We start from the raw sequence: 16,124 nt of genomic DNA on the forward strand, positions 1-16,124 counted from the left end.
CGGCGCGGCAGTTGATCATGCGCTTTTCGTCGACCGCGACACGGGCCGAGGCGCCTTCGAGTTCAGCCAGGCCTTCGGCAACGTCCAGGGCGTCGAGAGCAGCCTTGGCACGCGCGATGGCGGCCGAGTCGGAAGCGGTCACGGCGCGGGCCTCTTGGGCCGCGGCGCCACCGGCGCTGTCGAGGCGGTCCATGTTGGCCTCGGTGGCGTGACCGGCGTTGATGCCCTTGATGGCAGCTACGCCTTCTTCCTTGTCGAATTCGTCCCAGCTCAGCATCGGATATTCCTTGTATAGGGTGTTGGTAGGCCTGGTTCACTGCCTTCTCGTCAGGCAGGTAGACACGTGTTTAGAACTCCCGTTCAACAGGATTCACAGCACAAGCAGGCATCGGAAAACCCTGATGTTTCAGGGGGGTGAGAGGTGCCGTAGGACATTGATGGCACATCATGTAGTGTTTTTCTTCGTGGTCGGCACACTATATGGTGGTTTTGTCAGAGGGTCAATCTGGGAAGCCGCGACGCGCTGTTTCGTCGCAGCACGTCGGCCAGGTGCCTAGAGAGCGGCTTTCAGGCCTCTGGTTTTGAACAGGCGCAGGTAAACCGCGAGGTTGAGCAGCAGCACCAAGGCGCCCAGGCCAAGCTGTATGGTCGGTGTCAGTCCGGCGGGGTAGATCAGCGGAATCAGGTAGTGCTCGATAAAACCCTCACCATAACCGCCTTGTCCGGCGGCCTGGCGAAAGAGGTTTTCCCAGCGGGTCAGTGGGCACTCCAGATGGAAGACTTCAACGGCCACACCCCAGGTCGCGGCGGGCAGGTGCAGCCAGATCAAACGGCGCCATTTGAGCACCAGCAGCCCGCCAAACAGCACGAACAGGATAAACAACAGGTGAAACGACACCAGCCCGTCGGCCGCTATCCGGTAGAACATCTCGACTTCCTTTTCTGATCCATGACGCAAGTCCGGACATCCTACGCGGCTGGCTGATCCGGTTTCTACCGCGCCTTGCTCTTGAGTGTTGCCAGGATGTTTTCCAGGTGTTGGCTCGTGGCTTCGCTGCTGACTTGCATGGGCGCGCGCAGTTCGTCGCGGATCAGCCCTTGAAGGGCCAGGGCGGTTTTCACCGGGCCGGGATTGGGCTCGACGAACAGCGCCTGGATCAACGGTGTCAGTTGGAAAAACGTCGTCCTGGCGGCCGCGAGCTGCTGACCCTGGATCTGTCGATGCAACTGTACGAACAGCTCGGGATGGAGATGTGCCGAGGCGGCAATTGCCCCGGTTGCACCGAGGCACAAAGCATTGAACATCTGGTTATCCTCGCCGCACAACACATCGACCAGGCCGCTGGCCAGCAATGCCAGGGTGTTGCCCAGGTTGCCGCCACAGTCCTTGATGGCGACGATATTTTCATGGGCGACGATGTTGAGCAGGGTTGCCTGCTCGAAGCTCACCCCGGTGCGGTAGGGAATGTCGTAGACAATGATCGGCACGCTGGAAGCATCGGCGACGGTCTTGAAAAAGCCTTCCAGACCGGCCTGGGAAGGACGAATGTAATAAGGCGCGGGCACCAGCAGGCCAGCCAGGGGGCGCTTGAGTATCTCGCTCTGGAACTGCAGCAGTTCAGTCAGGTTGTTGCCCGCCAGGCCCATCACCACCCGTTGCGACGGGACCCATTCCAGCACGGCATCCAGCACCGCCAGTTGTTCGTGTTTGCCCAGTGCGGCGGCTTCCCCGGTGGTGCCACAGACCACGATGCCGTCGACGCCGCTGTCCAGCAGATGAGCGACCAGGCGCCGCAAGGCGACGAAGTCGATGGCCTGGTTCACGAACGGCGTGACGAGGGGAACCCAGATACCTTGAAACGATGACATGCACTTTCTCCTGATGGTTGACCGTGTCGTCACCGTCAGAAGCGTAGGAGGAAGTTGGGAAGGAGGAGGGGTGACCCGTCGTCGCGCTCAATGTCCTGTCAGCTCATCTGACGGGACAGCGCGCCCCGGTCACATGAGCGACTGTTTCTTCGATTTAGGGGCAAACGCAACGCACGCCGGGGCCTTGGCATTCAAGCCAACGGCGACAGCGATGTAGTTGAGCGTTGCGGACATGTTTGTTTGCACCCTGGATCAGGCGTCCATTTTTAAAAGCTGGCGATGGGTTTGTCAATCGTCGATGTGTGGGACGTGCGGCTCACGCTTCGGCGCCCAGCTGGCTTTTCATCCGTTCCAGGTTCTCTTCGGGTGAGTCTGCCATCATCATTTTATGGGCTTCGGCCGCCGCGAGGGCGGCGCGTTCGAACATCACCTGCTCGTGGGCGCGAACCGCGGCTTTCCAGTCCCGCTCATCCAGCAGTGCATCCGCCAGGTCCACCGCGTCGCGCAATGCCAGGTTGGCGCCTTCACCGGCGGGGGGCATCAGGTGCGCGGCATCACCGAGCAAGGTGACACCGGTGCGGTGCTCCCAGCGATGTTCGATCGGCAGCACATGGACCGGCCAGGGGCGCACCGGCTCATCCGCGACCTGAAGCAGTTGCAGCAAGGAGGCATCCCAGTCCTGGAAGTCGTGGAGCAGGTCGCCCCTGGTTTTTGCTTCGTGTGGCGTTGCCTGGTGGTAGAGACCGGCATACACGCGGATACGCGCGTTGGCATTGCGTTGGGCAAAGATCGTCTTGCGCTTGCCCTTGGCGATCAGCATGCCACGCCCCACCTGGTGCGCGACATCGGGATGACGGGCATCGGCATCGGGGATGGAGACTTCATGCAGGGTGAGCCCGGTGAAGGTCGGCTCGGTTGCCGAGACCAGCGCGCGCACCTTGGACCAGGCACCGTCGGCGCCGACCACCAGTTCAAAGCGCTGCTTCAGGCCGTTATCGAAGTGCAGTTCGGTATAACCATCGTCTTGTTGTTCGGCTGCCCTGAGGGTGTGGCCCCAGCGCAAGGTGTCTTCCGGGATCGACTCCAGCAGCAGCTCCCTGAGTTGGCCGCGATCGATCTCGGGACGCTCTCCGCTGGCCGCATCGGCCTTTTCCAGCAGCAGCGTGCCGTGCTGGTCGAACAGGCGCAGGCCCTGGTCTTCATAGCGGGCGAACTGCTGAAAGACATCGAACAATCCGCCCAGGCGCAGCGCGTATTGGCCGGTTTCCACGTGCAGGTCGAGCATGCCGCCCTGTGGCCGGTGCGAGAGGGATTCGTCACGGTCAAAAATCAGGAAAGGCACGTCCTTGAGGTACAGCATGCGGGCCAGCATCAAGCCGCCGAGACCGGCGCCGACGATGGCGATACGTGGATTCGAGACCATGGTGTCATTCCAGAGCGCGCTTTGTCATAGGCACCTATGATGTATTAGCATAGGTGCCTATGACAAGGGGTCGCTACATGAACTATTCAGATCTGAACCGGGTGCCGTCCTTCCTGATCAAGCGCGTGTCGCAGGAGTTGATCCGGCAGGCCGAGGTGCGTTTGCGCCCGTTGGGGATTGGCATGGCCAGCATGCCGGTGTTGGGAGCGTTGCAGTGGGGAGAGGCGCGGACCCAGGCTGAGCTCGCGCGCTTGTTGCAGGTCGAGCAGCCGTCCATGGCCCAGACCCTGGCCCGTCTGGAACGGGATCAATTGATCCGCCGCCGGCCCGATCCGGAACACAAGCGCATCCAGCTCGTCGAGTTGACCGAGTTGGCACTCGCTCGGATACCAGAGGCGAAACAGATCCTGGGCGAGGGCAACACCAAGGCGCTACAGGGGTTCAGCGAGGAGGAGGTGGCCCGTTTTGTGGACTTTCTGCAGCGGGCCAATGCCAATTTGCGTGCTGATTCGCCAGAAAATCAAAAGGCAAATCCTTCTGCCAGTTGAATGAGCATCTCCTCGACCTGACGGGTTCCCTGGATAGTCGACAGCATGGCCATGGGGCTTTTTCCCGAGAAGCGGTCCTTGGGCTTGGACAGCCAGCGCCTGGCTTTTTCGTCATTACCGAAAGGCGTCTCAGCCATGGCGATGATGTGAGCCGCACGAAACAACCGGTCACTTTCATCGGCCGTCAGCCGCTGATCCTTGGCTACACGGGTCTTGAGGGTTTTGAGCGGAATGATCTGATCGCGCTCCAGAGGCGTGACATCGCCCTGGTCGCACAGCTGCATCAGCCTCTGGGCTTCGAAGCCGAACTGGATCATCTCGTGGGTTTCGAGTTCGCTCGCATCCGTCGGAATCTGCAGGAGGTATTCCAGCCGCAGCCGATAGGCCCCGTAGGCGGGTTCTCGCATTACTTCGGCTAGCATGGGATATACCTCTTGTGTGCGGTATTTGCCGAATAATTGAAAGTGTCGATGGTTTCAAGATTGGGTTGACTGACTCTCCACCGACGCTGCCTCGATCACCATTTCGCGAAATCGCCGCAGCACCGACGAGGTATCTCCCACGCGGGTCGCCAAATGCAGTGGTGCGATCAGGCCCGGGCACTGCGACAGCGCGCGATAGGTGATCCCATCACCGCGCAGGCGTTGCATCGAGGCCGGGACAATGGAAATCCCCAGCCCGGCCGCGACCAGGCTCAAGGTGGCGGCCATACGCGGTGCTTCCTGAATCACCTGGGGGCTGAATCCTGCTTCACGGCACGCCACCAGGATGGCGTCGTAAAGCCCCAGGCCCACCCGGCGGCGATACAGCACAAAGGCTTCGCCAGCGAGTGCGGACAAGGGCAGGGGGACGCTGCTGTCTTGCGCCAGGGGATGATCCATCGGCAGCGCCAACAGCATTGGTTCAACCAGAATCGGTTCGGCCTGCAAGGTCGGTGTGCCGCTCAAGGGTGAGCGGACGAATGCGGCATCCAGGCGTTCGTGTACCAGGGCGTCCATCAACTCACCGGTACCGGCTTCTTCCAGGGCTACCGACACGCCGGAAAAGGTCTCGCGGAAATGCCGCAGTACACCCGGGACAAACGGATGCAACGCCGCCGAACTGGTGAAGCCAACACCGAGCCGGCCCTGTTCGCCGCGGGCGGCGCGGCGCACCACCTCGGTCACGCCCTCGGCCCGGGCCAACACGGCGCGAGCTTCTTCCAGTAGAGCCAGGCCCGCCGTGGTCGGACGAACACCGCGCGGCAAGCGCTCCATCAGTGCCACACCCATCTCGGCTTCGAGCTTCTGCAACAGGCGGGTGAGGGGCGGTTGCTGCATATGCAGGCGTTCCGCCGCCCGGGTGATATGACCTTCTTCGGCGATCACGACAAATGCATGCAGGCGACGTAGCTCTAGCATTTCAATACCTTTTCAGTATGGCAACTCGTCATTATTAGCATTTGTCATCATGGCGTGCAAAACCTACGCTTGTGCTCACTCCCACACACAAGAGGAAGCGTCATGACCTGGTCAGCCAAGCAGTATTCGACATTTGAAGAAGAACGTACCCGCCCGGTCCGCGATCTGGTGGCCGCGATCCCCACCGGTTCGGTTGGCGTGGCCGTCGACCTGGGCTGCGGCCCGGGTAACTCCACCGAGGTTCTGGCCCAGCGTTTTCCCGAGGCCCGGGTCACCGGTATGGACAGCTCCGATGACATGCTCGTCAGTGCCCGGAAGCGCTTGCCGGCATTGAATTTTGAACTGGCCGATATCGCCGCCTGGAACCCGGACCAGACCTTTGATGTGATCCTGGCCAATGCCTCGCTGCAATGGGTGCCGGATCACGCCACGCTCTACCCCCATCTGGTGAGCAAGCTGGCGGCTGGCGGCAGCCTGGCGGTGCAGACCCCGGACAATATGCAGGAGCCGTCCCACCGGCTGGCACGGGAAGTGGCGGCAGAGGGCCCCTGGGCAGACAAGATCGGTGCGGTACGGCACCCGCCACGGCATGACGCGACTTTCTACTATGAACTGCTGCGGCCGCACTGCACGACGGTGGATGTCTGGCGCACCACCTATCACCATCCGTTGGCCGGTGGTCACGCTGCCGTGGTGGAGTGGTTCAAGGGCTCCGCGCTGCGGCCATACCTGGCGCCGCTGGATGAGGCGGAAAAGGCGGCTTACTTGCAGCGCTACCTGACGGCGATCAGCGAGGCTTATCCGGCACTGGCCGATGGCACGGTGCTGCTGCCGTTCCCGCGGCTGTTCGTGGTCGCGCGTCGCTGAGCGTAGCGCGGTGCTTGCCAAGGTGATCTGCCAGCGGCCCGGTGCGATGAAAAAGGACATCGCACGGCTCAAGTTTGAAGGGGGCGATCACCAGGGCAGCGGCGTCTTTGAGTCAGGCGTGATGCAGCAGGTACTCGCTCAGCGCCTGGCGTGTCAGGTCGTTGAGGGTCACTTTCTGGCGCGTCGCGGTCAGCGCGGCGGCCAGATGAAGGTCGTGGCCTACACGCACGTTGAATGAGCCCTTGCACGGCATTTCGGGAGCCTGGTTCAACTGTTGGCAGGTGTCGAGATAGTCGTCTACGGCCGCTTTGAACGCCGCTTCCAGTTCCGCCACGGTTTGCCCTTCATAACTTACCAAGGCCCGGATGAACTGGAGTTTGCCGAACAGGCAGTTATCCTCGACGCTGGCTTCGATGGAGCCGTAATAGCTTTTGTAATGCATCTGATTACTCACGAAATCAGTCCTCCTGAACGCAGGTGATCAATCACCTGGCGCTTGATATAGGTTTTCAGCTCGTTGCCAGGATGAGGCTTGTGCAGGTTGATGGCTGCCTGCGGGTTGCCGTTGTCGAACTTGACTCGACTACCTGAGCCTTCGAGCGGGCGGTAGCCAAGATGGCGCAGTAGCGTGACCAACTCCGTCCAGGTAAAGCTCGACCAGGGGTTGAGCAGTTTTGCGAGCAATTTTTCATTCTTGGACACCAAGCCTCCTTGCTGCAACTAAATATAGTCGCACTGATGTTGTGGGTCAAGATTGAGGGGTTTTACCGGGGAGTTCAATGGGGTTTGCGGGCCTGCTTACGTTTCCCGTGTGCTTTCTGGACGGGTCCTACAGGAACGATGCATTGGACACAGGAGGGCGAACTGTTTGCACCCGCTCGGCGGGCGCAAACAGATCGTTGTCGCGGGTTTAGCTCACTACGCGATAGCACGGCACATAGGCCGCGCCACCCGGTAGTTTCATGCGGTGCTGCTCAACGAAGGCCTTGAGCAGCTTGTCCAGCGGCTGCATCACCGCCGCATCGCCATGGATCTCGTAAGGACCGTGCTCCTCGATCAGGCGAATGCCCTTGTCCTTGACGTTGCCGGCGACGATCCCGGAAAACGCCCGGCGCAGGTTGGCCGCCAGTTCGTGAGCGGGCAGGCTGCGGCTGAGGTTGAGGCTCGCCATATTGGCATGGGTCGGATCGAACGGGTGCTGGAAACCCCCGTCGATCTTCAGCAGCCAGTTGAAGTGGAAGGCGTCGTTGCGCTCGCGGCGGAACTGTTTGACGGCCTTCAAACCATGGGCCATCTGCCGGGCCACCTGGGCCGGGTCGTCGATGATGATTTCGTAGTGTTTCTGCGCCGCCTCGCCGAGGGTCGCGACCACAAAGGCATTCAACTGCTGCAGGTAGGCCTCTGCGCTGCGTGGACCGGTCAGGATCACCGGGAACGGCAGCTCGCGGTTGTCCGGGTGCATCAGGATACCGAGCAGATAGAGGAACTCTTCGGCGGTACCGGCACCGCCCGGGAAGATGATGATGCCGTGGCCGACCCGTACAAACGCCTCAAGGCGTTTCTCGATATCGGGCATGATCACCAGTTCATTGACGATCGGGTTCGGTGCTTCGGCGGCGATGATGCCCGGTTCGGTCAGGCCCAGGTAGCGGCCGGTGGTGATGCGTTGCTTGGCGTGGGAAATGGTGGCGCCTTTCATCGGCCCCTTCATCACGCCAGGGCCGCAACCGGTGCAGATATCCAGGCTGCGCAGGCCCAGTTCGTGGCCGACCTTCTTGGTGTACTGGTATTCCTCGGTGCTGATGGAGTGACCGCCCCAGCACACCACCATCTTCGGCTCCAGGCCGGGGCGCAGGGTGCGGGCGTTGCGTAGCAGGTGAAAGACGTAGTCGGTGATGCCCTGGGAGCTGTCGAGGTCGATACGCTGGCTTTCCAGTTCGTTCTCGGTGTAGACGATATCGCGCAGGGCGCTGAAGAGCATTTCGCGGGTGCTGGCGATCATCTCGCCGTCGACGAAGGCGTCGGCCGGGGCATTCAGCAGTTCCAGGCGGACACCGCGATCCTGCTGGTGAATACGGATTTCGAAGTCCTTGTAGGCTTCGAGGATGGTCTTGGCATTGTCGACATGGGCGCCGGTGTTGAGGATGGCCAGGGCGCACTGGCGGAATAACGTGTAGATGCTGCCGGAGCCGGCTTCGCTCAGTTGCTGCACTTCGCGTTGGGAAAGGGTTTCGAGGCTGCCCTTGGGGCTAACCGAGGCGTTGATTACCGATCGTTGGGTCATGCTTTATTCCATCAAGGCGATGTCGCCGGGGCTGCAAGGCGCCGGCTGCACCAGAAAGGCTTCGCGCGCACGCGTGTTCCTAGCATAGCTAAATCGGGCACCCAGGTGGTTGGTGCCGGTCGGCTCAGCTTGCAGGATTTTAACGCGCGGCGAAACCCGCAGGCGTGTTGCCCGTGCTCAGCTCAAGCTGGCGCCCAGCTCAAGCTCCGCGCACAAGCCGCCGCCTTCACGATTGCTCAGGGTCAGCGTCGCGCCCATGGCCACGGCCAGTTGCAGGGCGATGGCCAGTCCCAGGCCAGTCCCGCCAGTGCTGCGGTTGCGCGAGCTTTCCACGCGGTAGAAGGGTTTGAGGACCTCCTCGAGCTCTGCCTGAGCGATACCTGGGCCGCGGTCCAGGACCAGGATCGACAACCGGCGCTTTTCCTGGGTGGTGATCACGATCTGCGCGCTGCCGGCGAACTTCAGCGCGTTGTCCACCAGGTTGACCAATACCCGTCGTAGGGCATGGGGGCGGGTGTCGATCAGTGCGCCGTTCTTGCCGATGAGTTCCACGGCCTGTCCGGTGTCCTGATAGTCAAATACCAGGCTGTCGAGAAAGGCGTCGAGGTCGATGCGGCAATTGGCTTCGGTGGCGCCATGCACGCTGCGGGCATAGGCCACGCCTTCGCGAACCAGATGTTCGATCTCGCTCAGGTCCTGCCAGAGTTTGGATTTTTCAGTCGAGTCGTCCATGAATTCGGCCCGCAGTTTCATGCGGGTGATGGGGGTTTGCAGGTCATGGGAAATCGCCGCCAGCAGTTGCATGCGCTCCTTGAGGTAGGCGGCGATACGCGCCTGCATGGCGTTGAAGGCCGCCGCCGCGTGGGCGACTTCGGTCGGGCCGGTTTCATCCAGCTGCACGCCGTGGGTATTGGGGTCGAGGTTTTCCACCGCGTGGGCCAGGCGGGTCAGTGGACGCACGGCAATCCGCACTGCCAGCCAGGCGCAACCGAGCATCAACAGCAACTGGCCCACCAGGACAAAAGGCAGCCAGGGCGACATGGGCATGACCGAGGGGGTGACGTCGAGGGTCACCGGGCTGCCGTCGTGCAGCTTCAGATGGGCCTGGAAGTGTTTTCGCGGGCCGGGAATGTCGGTAAAGGTCAGCGAGTAGTCACGCCCGATGGCGTCCTTGAGCGAAGGCACGGCGACCGGCACGTCATCCGCTTGCATGGGGATGCCGGTTTCGCCTTCGCTCAGCAGGTAGTGGTAGTTGCGCCGTTCAAGGCGTGGCAGCCAGCTTTCGCGTTCGTTCGCCGGCAGGCGCTCAAGGATGGCGACGGAGGTTGCAACATCGGTTTCCAGGTTGCCGAGCATGGCGTTCTTGGCGCTTTGATAGCGCTCATAGGACTGCGCGCCGAAGGACAGCGCCTGGGTGAGAATCAGCCCGACGAGGAAGATCAGCGACAAGCGCGAGCCCAGCGTACGTGGCCAATGCAGGGACTTCATTGAGTGGCACCGAGGATTTCCACCGGCAGCGAGAACACATAGCCTTCACTGCGCACGGTCTTGATATAGGCCGGCTCGCGGGCATCGTCCAGCAGCCGTTGGCGCAGGCGACTCACCAGCAGGTCGATGGAACGGTCAAACAGGTCGGCGTCGCGGCCCTGGGTGAGGTTGAGCAATTGGTCGCGGTTCAGGACCCGCTGCGGATGATCGAGGAACACCCGCAACAGGCGATATTCGGCGCCGCTGAGAGCCACCAGGGTGCCGTTTTCGTCCAGCAGGTGACGGGCGCTGGTGTCGAGTGTCCAGCGACCGAACCCCAGCAGCCGACCACTTTCGGTGACGATCAGGTTCGGCGGCAGCATCCGCGTACGGCGCAGCACCGAGTTGATCCGGGCCAGCAGCTCGCGGGCAGCGAACGGTTTGACCAGGTAATCGTCTGCGCCCATTTCCAGGCCGATGATCCGGTCGGTTTCGTCACTGCGGGCGGTCAGCATCAATACCGGTGTGGCCTTGTGCTTGCCGGCCCGCAGTTCACGGCACAGCAGCAGGCCATCGTCGCCGGGCATCATGATGTCCAGCACGATCAGGTCCACCGGCGTGGTTTCGAGGAAGGCGCGCATCTGCCGGCCATCGGCGACCACGGTGGTGCGCAGGCCATTCTTCTTGAGGTAGTTACCCACCAGCTCCCTGATCTCGCGGTCGTCGTCCACGATCAGGATGTGATCGACATGATCCATGGGCCTGCTCCGTCAATGTTGGTTTAGGGCACAGTCTAGCGAGAGCCGTGGCGGCTGGCATCGGGCCTTTGTATTGCAGTGTATCTGGCGGGCTACGGATACACAGGTATGCAAAAACGCCTTGCGGTTCAGGGCGGGCGGCGGCCTGCAATCGAGCGATTTGTATCGCTCTGTATCCCGGCGCCCCTGAGACACTTGAGCTTGATTTCGTGCCGGTTGGCGACACATTCGGGATACCTCAAGGGCATTCAATGAGCTCCATCGAGACGCCGCAGAACACCTCGGCCTCACTGAGCAATCAACCCTTGAATCCACAGGAACCGACCATGAACCGCAAAGCCATCTACGCCGCCTGCCTCTTTGCCGCACTCAATATCTGCACTTTCTCGGCCCGTGCCGAAGCCCAGGTACAGCCGCAAACCTACACCTACGGTACGTCGCTGGATGTTCACAAAGTGCTGTCCATGACCGAGGAAGAGGGGGCCGCGTGCAGTGTCATCAACGCCCGGATGACCTACCTCGACTCCCAGGGTCAGGAACATATCCTCGATTACCGCAAGTTTGCCGACCGCTGCAACGAAGGAAGCTGAATGGCGTTCGACGTTTACCCCAGCATTGCACCTTTAACTCCTGAATATGAGAGCCCATGCCATGAACCACGTTAAAAATTACCTGACGGCGATTGCCTTTTCCCTGGCCGGTGTTGCAGTGCACGCCAACGCTGCAACTGAACGGCACGATTGCGACAGTGGCGTCTGCTTCCAACTGGCGCCGCTGGCTGAAGACGGTTCCAGCCGTACCCCGCAGGGACATTATCTCGAGGATCAACAGGCGAGCGCCCAAGCCTGATCCGCGTGTCAGGCACCTGATCCTCCGTGCTGCGAGCGCTGGACGATCAGGTCGCCGGCCAAGGCTAACGGACAAAAGATAGCGACCAAGTCCCAATATCATGCTTTCCCCGCCCAATCCTGTTCCCTGCCTCCATGCGGGGTATTAGGCTGCCGCGCTATATACATAACCCTATAGCGACGGAGCGGTGGCATGAGCAAGTACCTGTGGAAAATGGCATTGAGCGGGCTGGCCTTGTCGATGTCCCTGGCGGTCCAGGCGGCGCAGACCCTGCACGTCACCTATGCCGGTTCCATGGGCGTGGTCATGGACAAGGCCCTGGGGCCGGCGTTTGCCCAGCAGCATCAGTTGACCTACCAGGGGCAAGGCGAGGGCGCCTATGGCCTGGCGCGCCTGCTGGCGTCGAAGAAAGTGCTGGCGGATGTGTTCGTCTCGATCACCCCGGGCCCTATCGATATTCTCCGCCAGGCCGGCCTGGTGGACGAAGCAGTGCCGGTCGCCAGCACGCGCATGGTGATCGCCTATAACCCCAAGAGCTCGTTCGCCCGGGCGTTCGAAGCCAGCAAGGTCGCGAATGCCAGCGAGCCCTGGTGGCAGGTCATGCAAAAACCGGGACTGCGTTTCGGCCGCACTGATGCGGCGACCGATCCGCAGGGGCAGAACATTGTCTTCGCCATGCAGTTGGCCGAGAAATACTACCGTCAGCCCGGCCTGGCGCAGAAGATCCTTGGCGACGTGCAGAACCCGGCCCAGGTCTTTGGCGAAGGCGGGCTGTTGACGCGCCTTGAAGCCGGGCAGGTGGATGCGGCCTCGGGTTACGAGAGTGCGACCTTGTCGGCGGGGTTGCCCTATGTGGCGTTGCCGGACGAGATCAACCTGAGTAACCCGCAGTTCGCCAAGGACTGGTACGACACGGTCAGCCTCAGTCTCAAGGACAAGGCCGGCAAGGATCAGGTCCTGCATCCGCAACCGCTGGTGTTCTATGCCGCGGTGCTGAAGAACGCGCCGAACCCCGAGCAGGCCAAGGCGTTTGTCGCCTTCATGCAGTCGGCCGAAGGCCAGGCGCTGTTTGCCCACGATGGTTATGGCAAACCCAAGGGCGAGGCCCTGGTCAACTGAGGGTGTCGACGGTGAGCCATCGGCTTTCGACCTGGCTCTGCGTACCGGCAGGTTTGCTGCTGGGCCTGCCGTTTCTGGCGCTGGCCCGGGAAACCGACTGGGGCCACCTGCAACTTGCCTATGGCGACTGGAGTGCCCTGGGCGTGTCGCTGGGCTTGAGTGTGGTTTCCAGTGTGTTGATTGTGCTGCTGGGGTTGCCCTTGGCTCGCTGGTTGGCGCGCACACGCTCGGTGTTCAAGCGTGGTGTGGAATCGCTGGTATTGATCGCGTTGCTGACCCCGCCGCTGGCCATGGGGATTTTGCTGGTCTCGGCCTATGGTCCCTATGGGACCCTGGGTGAGCCGCTGGCGCGGCTGGGTGTGTCGCTGAGCAACAATGCTCCGGCCTTCGTTCTGGCCCAGTTGTATGGCGGGCTTTCCTATTTTGTCCTGGCGGCACGTTCGGCCTTCGAAGCGGTGCCGTTATCCCTCGAGGAGGCCGCCCGCGGCCTGGGTTGCTCGGGCGCCCAGGTGCTGTGGCGTATCACCTTGCCCCTGGCGGCCCGAGCGCTGGCCGTCGGGCTGGCCATTGTCTGGGTGCGGGTGATCGGCGAGTTCGGCATCGTCATGGTCTTTGCCTATTTTCCCCAGGGCATTCCGGTCAAGTTGTTCGTCAACCTGCAGAACGAAGGGGTGGATGCGGTCTATGCCTTGCTCTGGTTGCTGTTGCTGGTGACCTTGCCGTTTCCGCTCTGGTGCCTGTCGGCGTTTGGCCGGACCACGAAGTGGTAGTGCGCAGGTATTTTCTGTTCTCGGCGCAATGAAAAAGCAATGCCCACAGAAAATTCCTCGAAGGCATCAAGTGCGGCTGGTTGGCACACCCCCAAAAAAAGCTACCGCACAAAGTGCAGAACACAAAGTGCAGTAGCTAAAACTTACCAAAGGGATGATGAAGTCGAGATGACTCAATGACTATTCGCGGCAACTGGCCGGAGAATAATTGAGGCATAACGTTGCCATCGGCGCGAACAGTACCATCGTCGGCGAATCATGGCTTATCAGCCGTATCGATAGTGATTATTGATACAAATCTGTCCGGTTGTATGGGAATTGACACCAGGCCCGTGTCGGCCCAATACCGACTTTCCTGCCCGGTGCATCCGCATCGATCAGTCGCTGAAATTGCCGTACTCGGCGCCCATCCGACCGTTGCGCTTGACCTGATAGAGCAGTTCATCGACCTTTTCGACAAAACTCAGTGCCGGCTCATCGGCCGCAGGACGTATGGTACCGACCCCGAGGCTGAGGCTCAGCAGGTTGGAAATCGCCGATTTTTCGTGTGGGATCTGCTGCTGGCGAACCAGTTGCAGGCATTTCTCCGCCACTTGCCGGGCCTTGTCCGCCGGCGTTTCGGGCAATAACCAGACGAACTCCTCACCGCCGATCCGGGCAATGAAGTCCCGGGGCCGATTGGTCGCCTCGGACAGAGTCTGCGCCACTTGGCGCAGGGCTTCGTCACCCTTGATATGCCCGTAGTGATCGTTGTACTGCTTGAAAAAATCGATATCCAGGATGATCAACGACAGCGGCAGTTGATTACGCTGGGCATGTTCCCACTCCCGGGCGAGTACGGTGTCGAACATGCGTCGGTTGGCAATGCCCGTCAGGCCGTCCTGGAACGAATACTCCTCCAACTGCTTTTGCAGGCGGATCAGGTGCTCCTCGGTCTTCTTGCGCTCGCTGATATCGAACATGAAGCCGATCAGGGCCTCGACCTCGCCGTCCTTGCGCACCACGTGCACCACATCGCGGATCCAGACGTATTCGCCGTCGCGGGTCAGCGCCCGGTAGTCGGCTTCGTGGTCGACCCCGGCCTTGGACTGCGAAACACAGAAGTTCACCACGTATTCACGGTCATCCGGGTGCATGCGCGCGACCCAGTCATCGACCCCGACCCAGCTGTCCGGTGCCCAGCCGAGCAGCGTTTCTATCTGCGGGCCGATGTAGCTGAAGGTCATGGTGGCCCAGTCGATTCGCCAGGGAATGGCCCGGGTCGATTCCAGCAGGGTCTTGTACACGTCACTATCGGTTTCGGTGGAGGGCGTGGCGCTCATGATCGATCAGGCTTCGCTGGCGGGGAATGGGCGTTAGAATGTTGTGCACACGGCGGCTAATCAAGGCCCAGGCGATGCAAGGCAAGGGATTTTGCTTTCCCCGCAGGGGCCTGTGTTGTAAAAGCAGTGACGCCTCGGCTTTTTGAACGTCTATGACTAGAATCCGCGACGCTGCTTACCATCAGTGTCGATATCGGCCTATGAGAAAAGGGAACCTTATGATCATCAAACCACGCGTTCGTGGCTTTATCTGTGTGACCACCCACCCTGTGGGTTGCGAAGCCAACGTCAAGCAACAGATTGACTACGTCACCCAGCAAGGCCCGGTCAGTGACGGACCGAAGAACGTCCTGGTGCTCGGTGCTTCCACCGGCTACGGCCTGGCGGCACGCATCACTGCGGCCTTCGGCTGCGGTGCCAATACCCTCGGTGTGTTCTTCGAGCGCGAAGGCGACGAAGGCAAGCTCGGCACCGCCGGCTGGTACAACAGCGCCGCGTTCCACAAGTTTGCCGAAGCCGAAGGCCTCTACGCCAAGAGCATCAACGGCGATGCCTTCTCCGATGAAGTCAAGCGCCTGACCATCGAGACCATCAAGCGCGACATGGGCAAGATCGACCTGGTGGTCTACAGCCTGGCGGCCCCGCGTCGTACCGATCCGAAAACCGGTGAAGTCTACAGCTCGACGCTCAAGCCGATCGGCAAGTCGGTCACCCAACGTGGCCTGAACACCGACAAGGAAGAGGTCAACGTCACCACCCTGGCCGAGGCGACCCAGGAAGAAATCGACGGTACCGTCAAGGTCATGGGTGGCGAAGACTGGCAACTGTGGATCGATGCCCTGGACGAAGCCGGTGTGCTGGCTGATGGCGCGAAAACCACCGCGTTCACCTACCTGGGCGAAAAGCTGACCCACGATATCTACTGGAACGGTTCCATTGGCGCGGCCAAGAAGGACCTGGACCAGAAGGTCCTGAAGATTCGCGAACGTCTCGCAGCCAAAGGCGGCGACGCACGGGTTTCGGTGCTCAAGGCCGTGGTTACCCAGGCCAGCTCGGCGATTCCGATCATGCCGCTGTACCTGTCGTTGCTGTTCAAGGTGATGAAGGAGCAGGGCTCCCACGAAGGCTGCATCGAGCAGGTCTACGGCCTGTACAAGGACAGCCTGTACTCGCCAACACCGATCCTCGACGAAGACGGCCGCCTGCGTGCCGACTACAAGGAACTGCAGCCGGAAATCCAGGCGCAGGTGGCGAAGCTGTGGGACTCGGTCACCACTGAAAACCTCAACGAACTGGCGGATTTTGCCGGCTACAAGGCCGAGTTCCTGCGTCTGTTCGGTTTCGGGGTCGAAGGTGTGGACTACGAGGCTGATGTCAGCCCGGACGTGGCGATTGTCAATCTGATCCAGGCCTGAATCAGCGCCCGCGTCCTGCGGGTATGAGAAGGG

Annotated in this window: 18 protein-coding genes and 1 pseudogene; 7 read left to right on the forward strand and 12 right to left on the reverse strand. The window is 61.2% G+C overall.

What is annotated here, in order from left to right; translation table 11 throughout:
- The 4 genes and pseudogenes from HX866_RS25140 to HX866_RS25155 all read right to left on the reverse strand — a co-directional run.
- Positions 1 to 277 (reverse strand): annotated as a pseudogene (locus HX866_RS25140) (ribonucleotide-diphosphate reductase subunit beta); the annotation flags it as partial.
- 276 nt (positions 278 to 553) lie between these two features.
- Positions 554 to 928 carry a DUF2784 domain-containing protein gene (locus tag HX866_RS25145; RefSeq protein ID WP_177097638.1) on the reverse strand — a complete coding sequence of 125 codons (375 nt, stop codon included), beginning with the start codon at positions 926 to 928 and terminating at the stop codon, positions 554 to 556.
- 65 nt (positions 929 to 993) lie between these two features.
- Positions 994 to 1,869, reverse strand: a complete 876-nt coding sequence (gene dapA, locus HX866_RS25150; RefSeq protein ID WP_177097637.1) for a 4-hydroxy-tetrahydrodipicolinate synthase — start codon at positions 1,867 to 1,869, stop codon at positions 994 to 996.
- 316 nt (positions 1,870 to 2,185) lie between these two features.
- On the reverse strand, positions 2,186 to 3,292 hold the full coding sequence (locus HX866_RS25155) for an FAD-dependent oxidoreductase (protein ID WP_177125926.1): 1,107 nt from the start codon (positions 3,290 to 3,292) through the stop codon (positions 2,186 to 2,188).
- A 77-nt stretch (positions 3,293 to 3,369) separates the two neighbouring features.
- Here HX866_RS25155 and HX866_RS25160 point away from each other — a divergent pair, with 77 nt between their 5' ends.
- Positions 3,370 to 3,840 (forward strand): MarR family winged helix-turn-helix transcriptional regulator, encoded by a 471-nt coding sequence (locus tag HX866_RS25160; protein WP_177097635.1) that lies wholly within the window; start codon positions 3,370 to 3,372, stop codon positions 3,838 to 3,840.
- Here the strand turns inward: HX866_RS25160 and HX866_RS25165 are convergent.
- Together HX866_RS25165 and HX866_RS25170 are read right to left on the reverse strand one after the other, a co-directional pair.
- A complete protein-coding gene (locus HX866_RS25165) occupies positions 3,813 to 4,262 on the reverse strand; it encodes an antitoxin Xre/MbcA/ParS toxin-binding domain-containing protein (protein ID WP_177125925.1) in 450 nt (149 codons plus the stop codon). The two genes, HX866_RS25160 and HX866_RS25165, sit on opposite strands and share 28 nt — an antisense overlap.
- Positions 4,263 to 4,316: 54 nt before the next feature.
- Complete coding sequence (locus tag HX866_RS25170; protein WP_177125924.1) at positions 4,317 to 5,240, reverse strand: LysR family transcriptional regulator; 924 nt, start codon at positions 5,238 to 5,240, stop codon at positions 4,317 to 4,319.
- Between the two features lie 102 nt (positions 5,241 to 5,342).
- Here HX866_RS25170 and tam point away from each other — a divergent pair, with 102 nt between their 5' ends.
- Positions 5,343 to 6,107 (forward strand): trans-aconitate 2-methyltransferase, encoded by a 765-nt coding sequence (tam, locus tag HX866_RS25175; RefSeq protein ID WP_177125923.1) that lies wholly within the window; start codon positions 5,343 to 5,345, stop codon positions 6,105 to 6,107.
- 112 nt (positions 6,108 to 6,219) lie between these two features.
- On the opposite strand, the gene HX866_RS25180 is transcribed toward tam, so the two are convergent.
- From HX866_RS25180 to HX866_RS25200, 5 genes are all read right to left on the reverse strand, one after another.
- On the reverse strand, positions 6,220 to 6,549 hold the full coding sequence (locus HX866_RS25180; RefSeq protein ID WP_218177549.1) for a type II toxin-antitoxin system HicB family antitoxin: 330 nt from the start codon (positions 6,547 to 6,549) through the stop codon (positions 6,220 to 6,222).
- An 8-nt stretch (positions 6,550 to 6,557) separates the two neighbouring features.
- Positions 6,558 to 6,809, reverse strand: coding sequence for a type II toxin-antitoxin system HicA family toxin (locus tag HX866_RS25185; protein ID WP_177097630.1), 252 nt, complete (start codon positions 6,807 to 6,809; stop codon positions 6,558 to 6,560).
- A 208-nt stretch (positions 6,810 to 7,017) separates the two neighbouring features.
- Positions 7,018 to 8,391 carry a nucleotide 5'-monophosphate nucleosidase PpnN gene (ppnN, locus tag HX866_RS25190; protein WP_177097629.1) on the reverse strand — a complete coding sequence of 458 codons (1,374 nt, stop codon included), beginning with the start codon at positions 8,389 to 8,391 and terminating at the stop codon, positions 7,018 to 7,020.
- Between the two features lie 177 nt (positions 8,392 to 8,568).
- The gene (locus HX866_RS25195) at positions 8,569 to 9,879 is read right to left on the reverse strand and encodes a sensor histidine kinase (protein ID WP_177140598.1); all 1,311 of its coding nucleotides are present in this window, start codon (positions 9,877 to 9,879) and stop codon (positions 8,569 to 8,571) included.
- Positions 9,876 to 10,616 (reverse strand): response regulator, encoded by a 741-nt coding sequence (locus HX866_RS25200; RefSeq protein ID WP_177097627.1) that lies wholly within the window; start codon positions 10,614 to 10,616, stop codon positions 9,876 to 9,878. The genes HX866_RS25195 and HX866_RS25200 overlap by 4 nt, the downstream gene beginning before the upstream one ends.
- Positions 10,617 to 10,942: 326 nt before the next feature.
- Between HX866_RS25200 and HX866_RS25205 the strand changes: the two genes are divergently transcribed.
- The 4 genes from HX866_RS25205 to HX866_RS25220 all read left to right on the forward strand — a co-directional run bounded on the left by HX866_RS25205 (position 10,943) and on the right by HX866_RS25220 (position 13,354).
- The gene (locus tag HX866_RS25205; RefSeq protein ID WP_177104114.1) at positions 10,943 to 11,206 is read left to right on the forward strand and encodes a DUF2790 domain-containing protein; all 264 of its coding nucleotides are present in this window, start codon (positions 10,943 to 10,945) and stop codon (positions 11,204 to 11,206) included.
- 61 nt (positions 11,207 to 11,267) lie between these two features.
- Positions 11,268 to 11,465, forward strand: coding sequence for a hypothetical protein (locus HX866_RS25210; RefSeq protein WP_177104095.1), 198 nt, complete (start codon positions 11,268 to 11,270; stop codon positions 11,463 to 11,465).
- A gap of 192 nt (positions 11,466 to 11,657) precedes the next feature.
- Complete coding sequence (locus HX866_RS25215; RefSeq protein ID WP_177140599.1) at positions 11,658 to 12,584, forward strand: extracellular solute-binding protein; 927 nt, start codon at positions 11,658 to 11,660, stop codon at positions 12,582 to 12,584.
- 11 nt (positions 12,585 to 12,595) lie between these two features.
- Positions 12,596 to 13,354 (forward strand): molybdate ABC transporter permease subunit, encoded by a 759-nt coding sequence (locus HX866_RS25220; protein WP_177125919.1) that lies wholly within the window; start codon positions 12,596 to 12,598, stop codon positions 13,352 to 13,354.
- Between the two features lie 377 nt (positions 13,355 to 13,731).
- Here the strand turns inward: HX866_RS25220 and HX866_RS25225 are convergent, their stop codons facing one another.
- A complete protein-coding gene (locus HX866_RS25225) occupies positions 13,732 to 14,676 on the reverse strand; it encodes a sensor domain-containing diguanylate cyclase (protein WP_177097623.1) in 945 nt (314 codons plus the stop codon).
- A 218-nt stretch (positions 14,677 to 14,894) separates the two neighbouring features.
- Here HX866_RS25225 and fabV point away from each other — a divergent pair, with 218 nt between their 5' ends.
- Positions 14,895 to 16,091 (forward strand): enoyl-ACP reductase FabV, encoded by a 1,197-nt coding sequence (gene fabV, locus HX866_RS25230; RefSeq protein ID WP_177097622.1) that lies wholly within the window; start codon positions 14,895 to 14,897, stop codon positions 16,089 to 16,091.
- Positions 16,092 to 16,124: the final 33 nt, after the last annotated feature.

The organism is Pseudomonas gingeri (genome assembly GCF_013386165.1).
GTDB lineage: Bacteria > Pseudomonadota > Gammaproteobacteria > Pseudomonadales > Pseudomonadaceae > Aquipseudomonas > Aquipseudomonas gingeri_C.

Coding starts and splice junctions, on each gene's coding strand:
- HX866_RS25145 (WP_177097638.1), bottom strand. CDS start 928: ATGTTCTACCGGATAGCGGCCGACGGGCTGGTGTCGTTTCACCTGTTG.
- dapA (WP_177097637.1), bottom strand. CDS start 1,869: ATGTCATCGTTTCAAGGTATCTGGGTTCCCCTCGTCACGCCGTTCGTG.
- HX866_RS25155 (WP_177125926.1), bottom strand. CDS start 3,292: ATGGTCTCGAATCCACGTATCGCCATCGTCGGCGCCGGTCTCGGCGGC.
- HX866_RS25160 (WP_177097635.1), top strand. CDS start 3,370: ATGAACTATTCAGATCTGAACCGGGTGCCGTCCTTCCTGATCAAGCGC.
- HX866_RS25165 (WP_177125925.1), bottom strand. CDS start 4,262: ATGCTAGCCGAAGTAATGCGAGAACCCGCCTACGGGGCCTATCGGCTG.
- HX866_RS25170 (WP_177125924.1), bottom strand. CDS start 5,240: ATGCTAGAGCTACGTCGCCTGCATGCATTTGTCGTGATCGCCGAAGAA.
- tam (WP_177125923.1), top strand. CDS start 5,343: ATGACCTGGTCAGCCAAGCAGTATTCGACATTTGAAGAAGAACGTACC.
- HX866_RS25180 (WP_218177549.1), bottom strand. CDS start 6,549: ATGCATTACAAAAGCTATTACGGCTCCATCGAAGCCAGCGTCGAGGAT.
- ppnN (WP_177097629.1), bottom strand. CDS start 8,391: ATGACCCAACGATCGGTAATCAACGCCTCGGTTAGCCCCAAGGGCAGC.
- HX866_RS25195 (WP_177140598.1), bottom strand. CDS start 9,879: ATGAAGTCCCTGCATTGGCCACGTACGCTGGGCTCGCGCTTGTCGCTG.
- HX866_RS25200 (WP_177097627.1), bottom strand. CDS start 10,616: ATGGATCATGTCGATCACATCCTGATCGTGGACGACGACCGCGAGATC.
- HX866_RS25205 (WP_177104114.1), top strand. CDS start 10,943: ATGAACCGCAAAGCCATCTACGCCGCCTGCCTCTTTGCCGCACTCAAT.
- HX866_RS25210 (WP_177104095.1), top strand. CDS start 11,268: ATGAACCACGTTAAAAATTACCTGACGGCGATTGCCTTTTCCCTGGCC.
- HX866_RS25215 (WP_177140599.1), top strand. CDS start 11,658: ATGAGCAAGTACCTGTGGAAAATGGCATTGAGCGGGCTGGCCTTGTCG.
- HX866_RS25225 (WP_177097623.1), bottom strand. CDS start 14,676: ATGAGCGCCACGCCCTCCACCGAAACCGATAGTGACGTGTACAAGACC.
- fabV (WP_177097622.1), top strand. CDS start 14,895: ATGATCATCAAACCACGCGTTCGTGGCTTTATCTGTGTGACCACCCAC.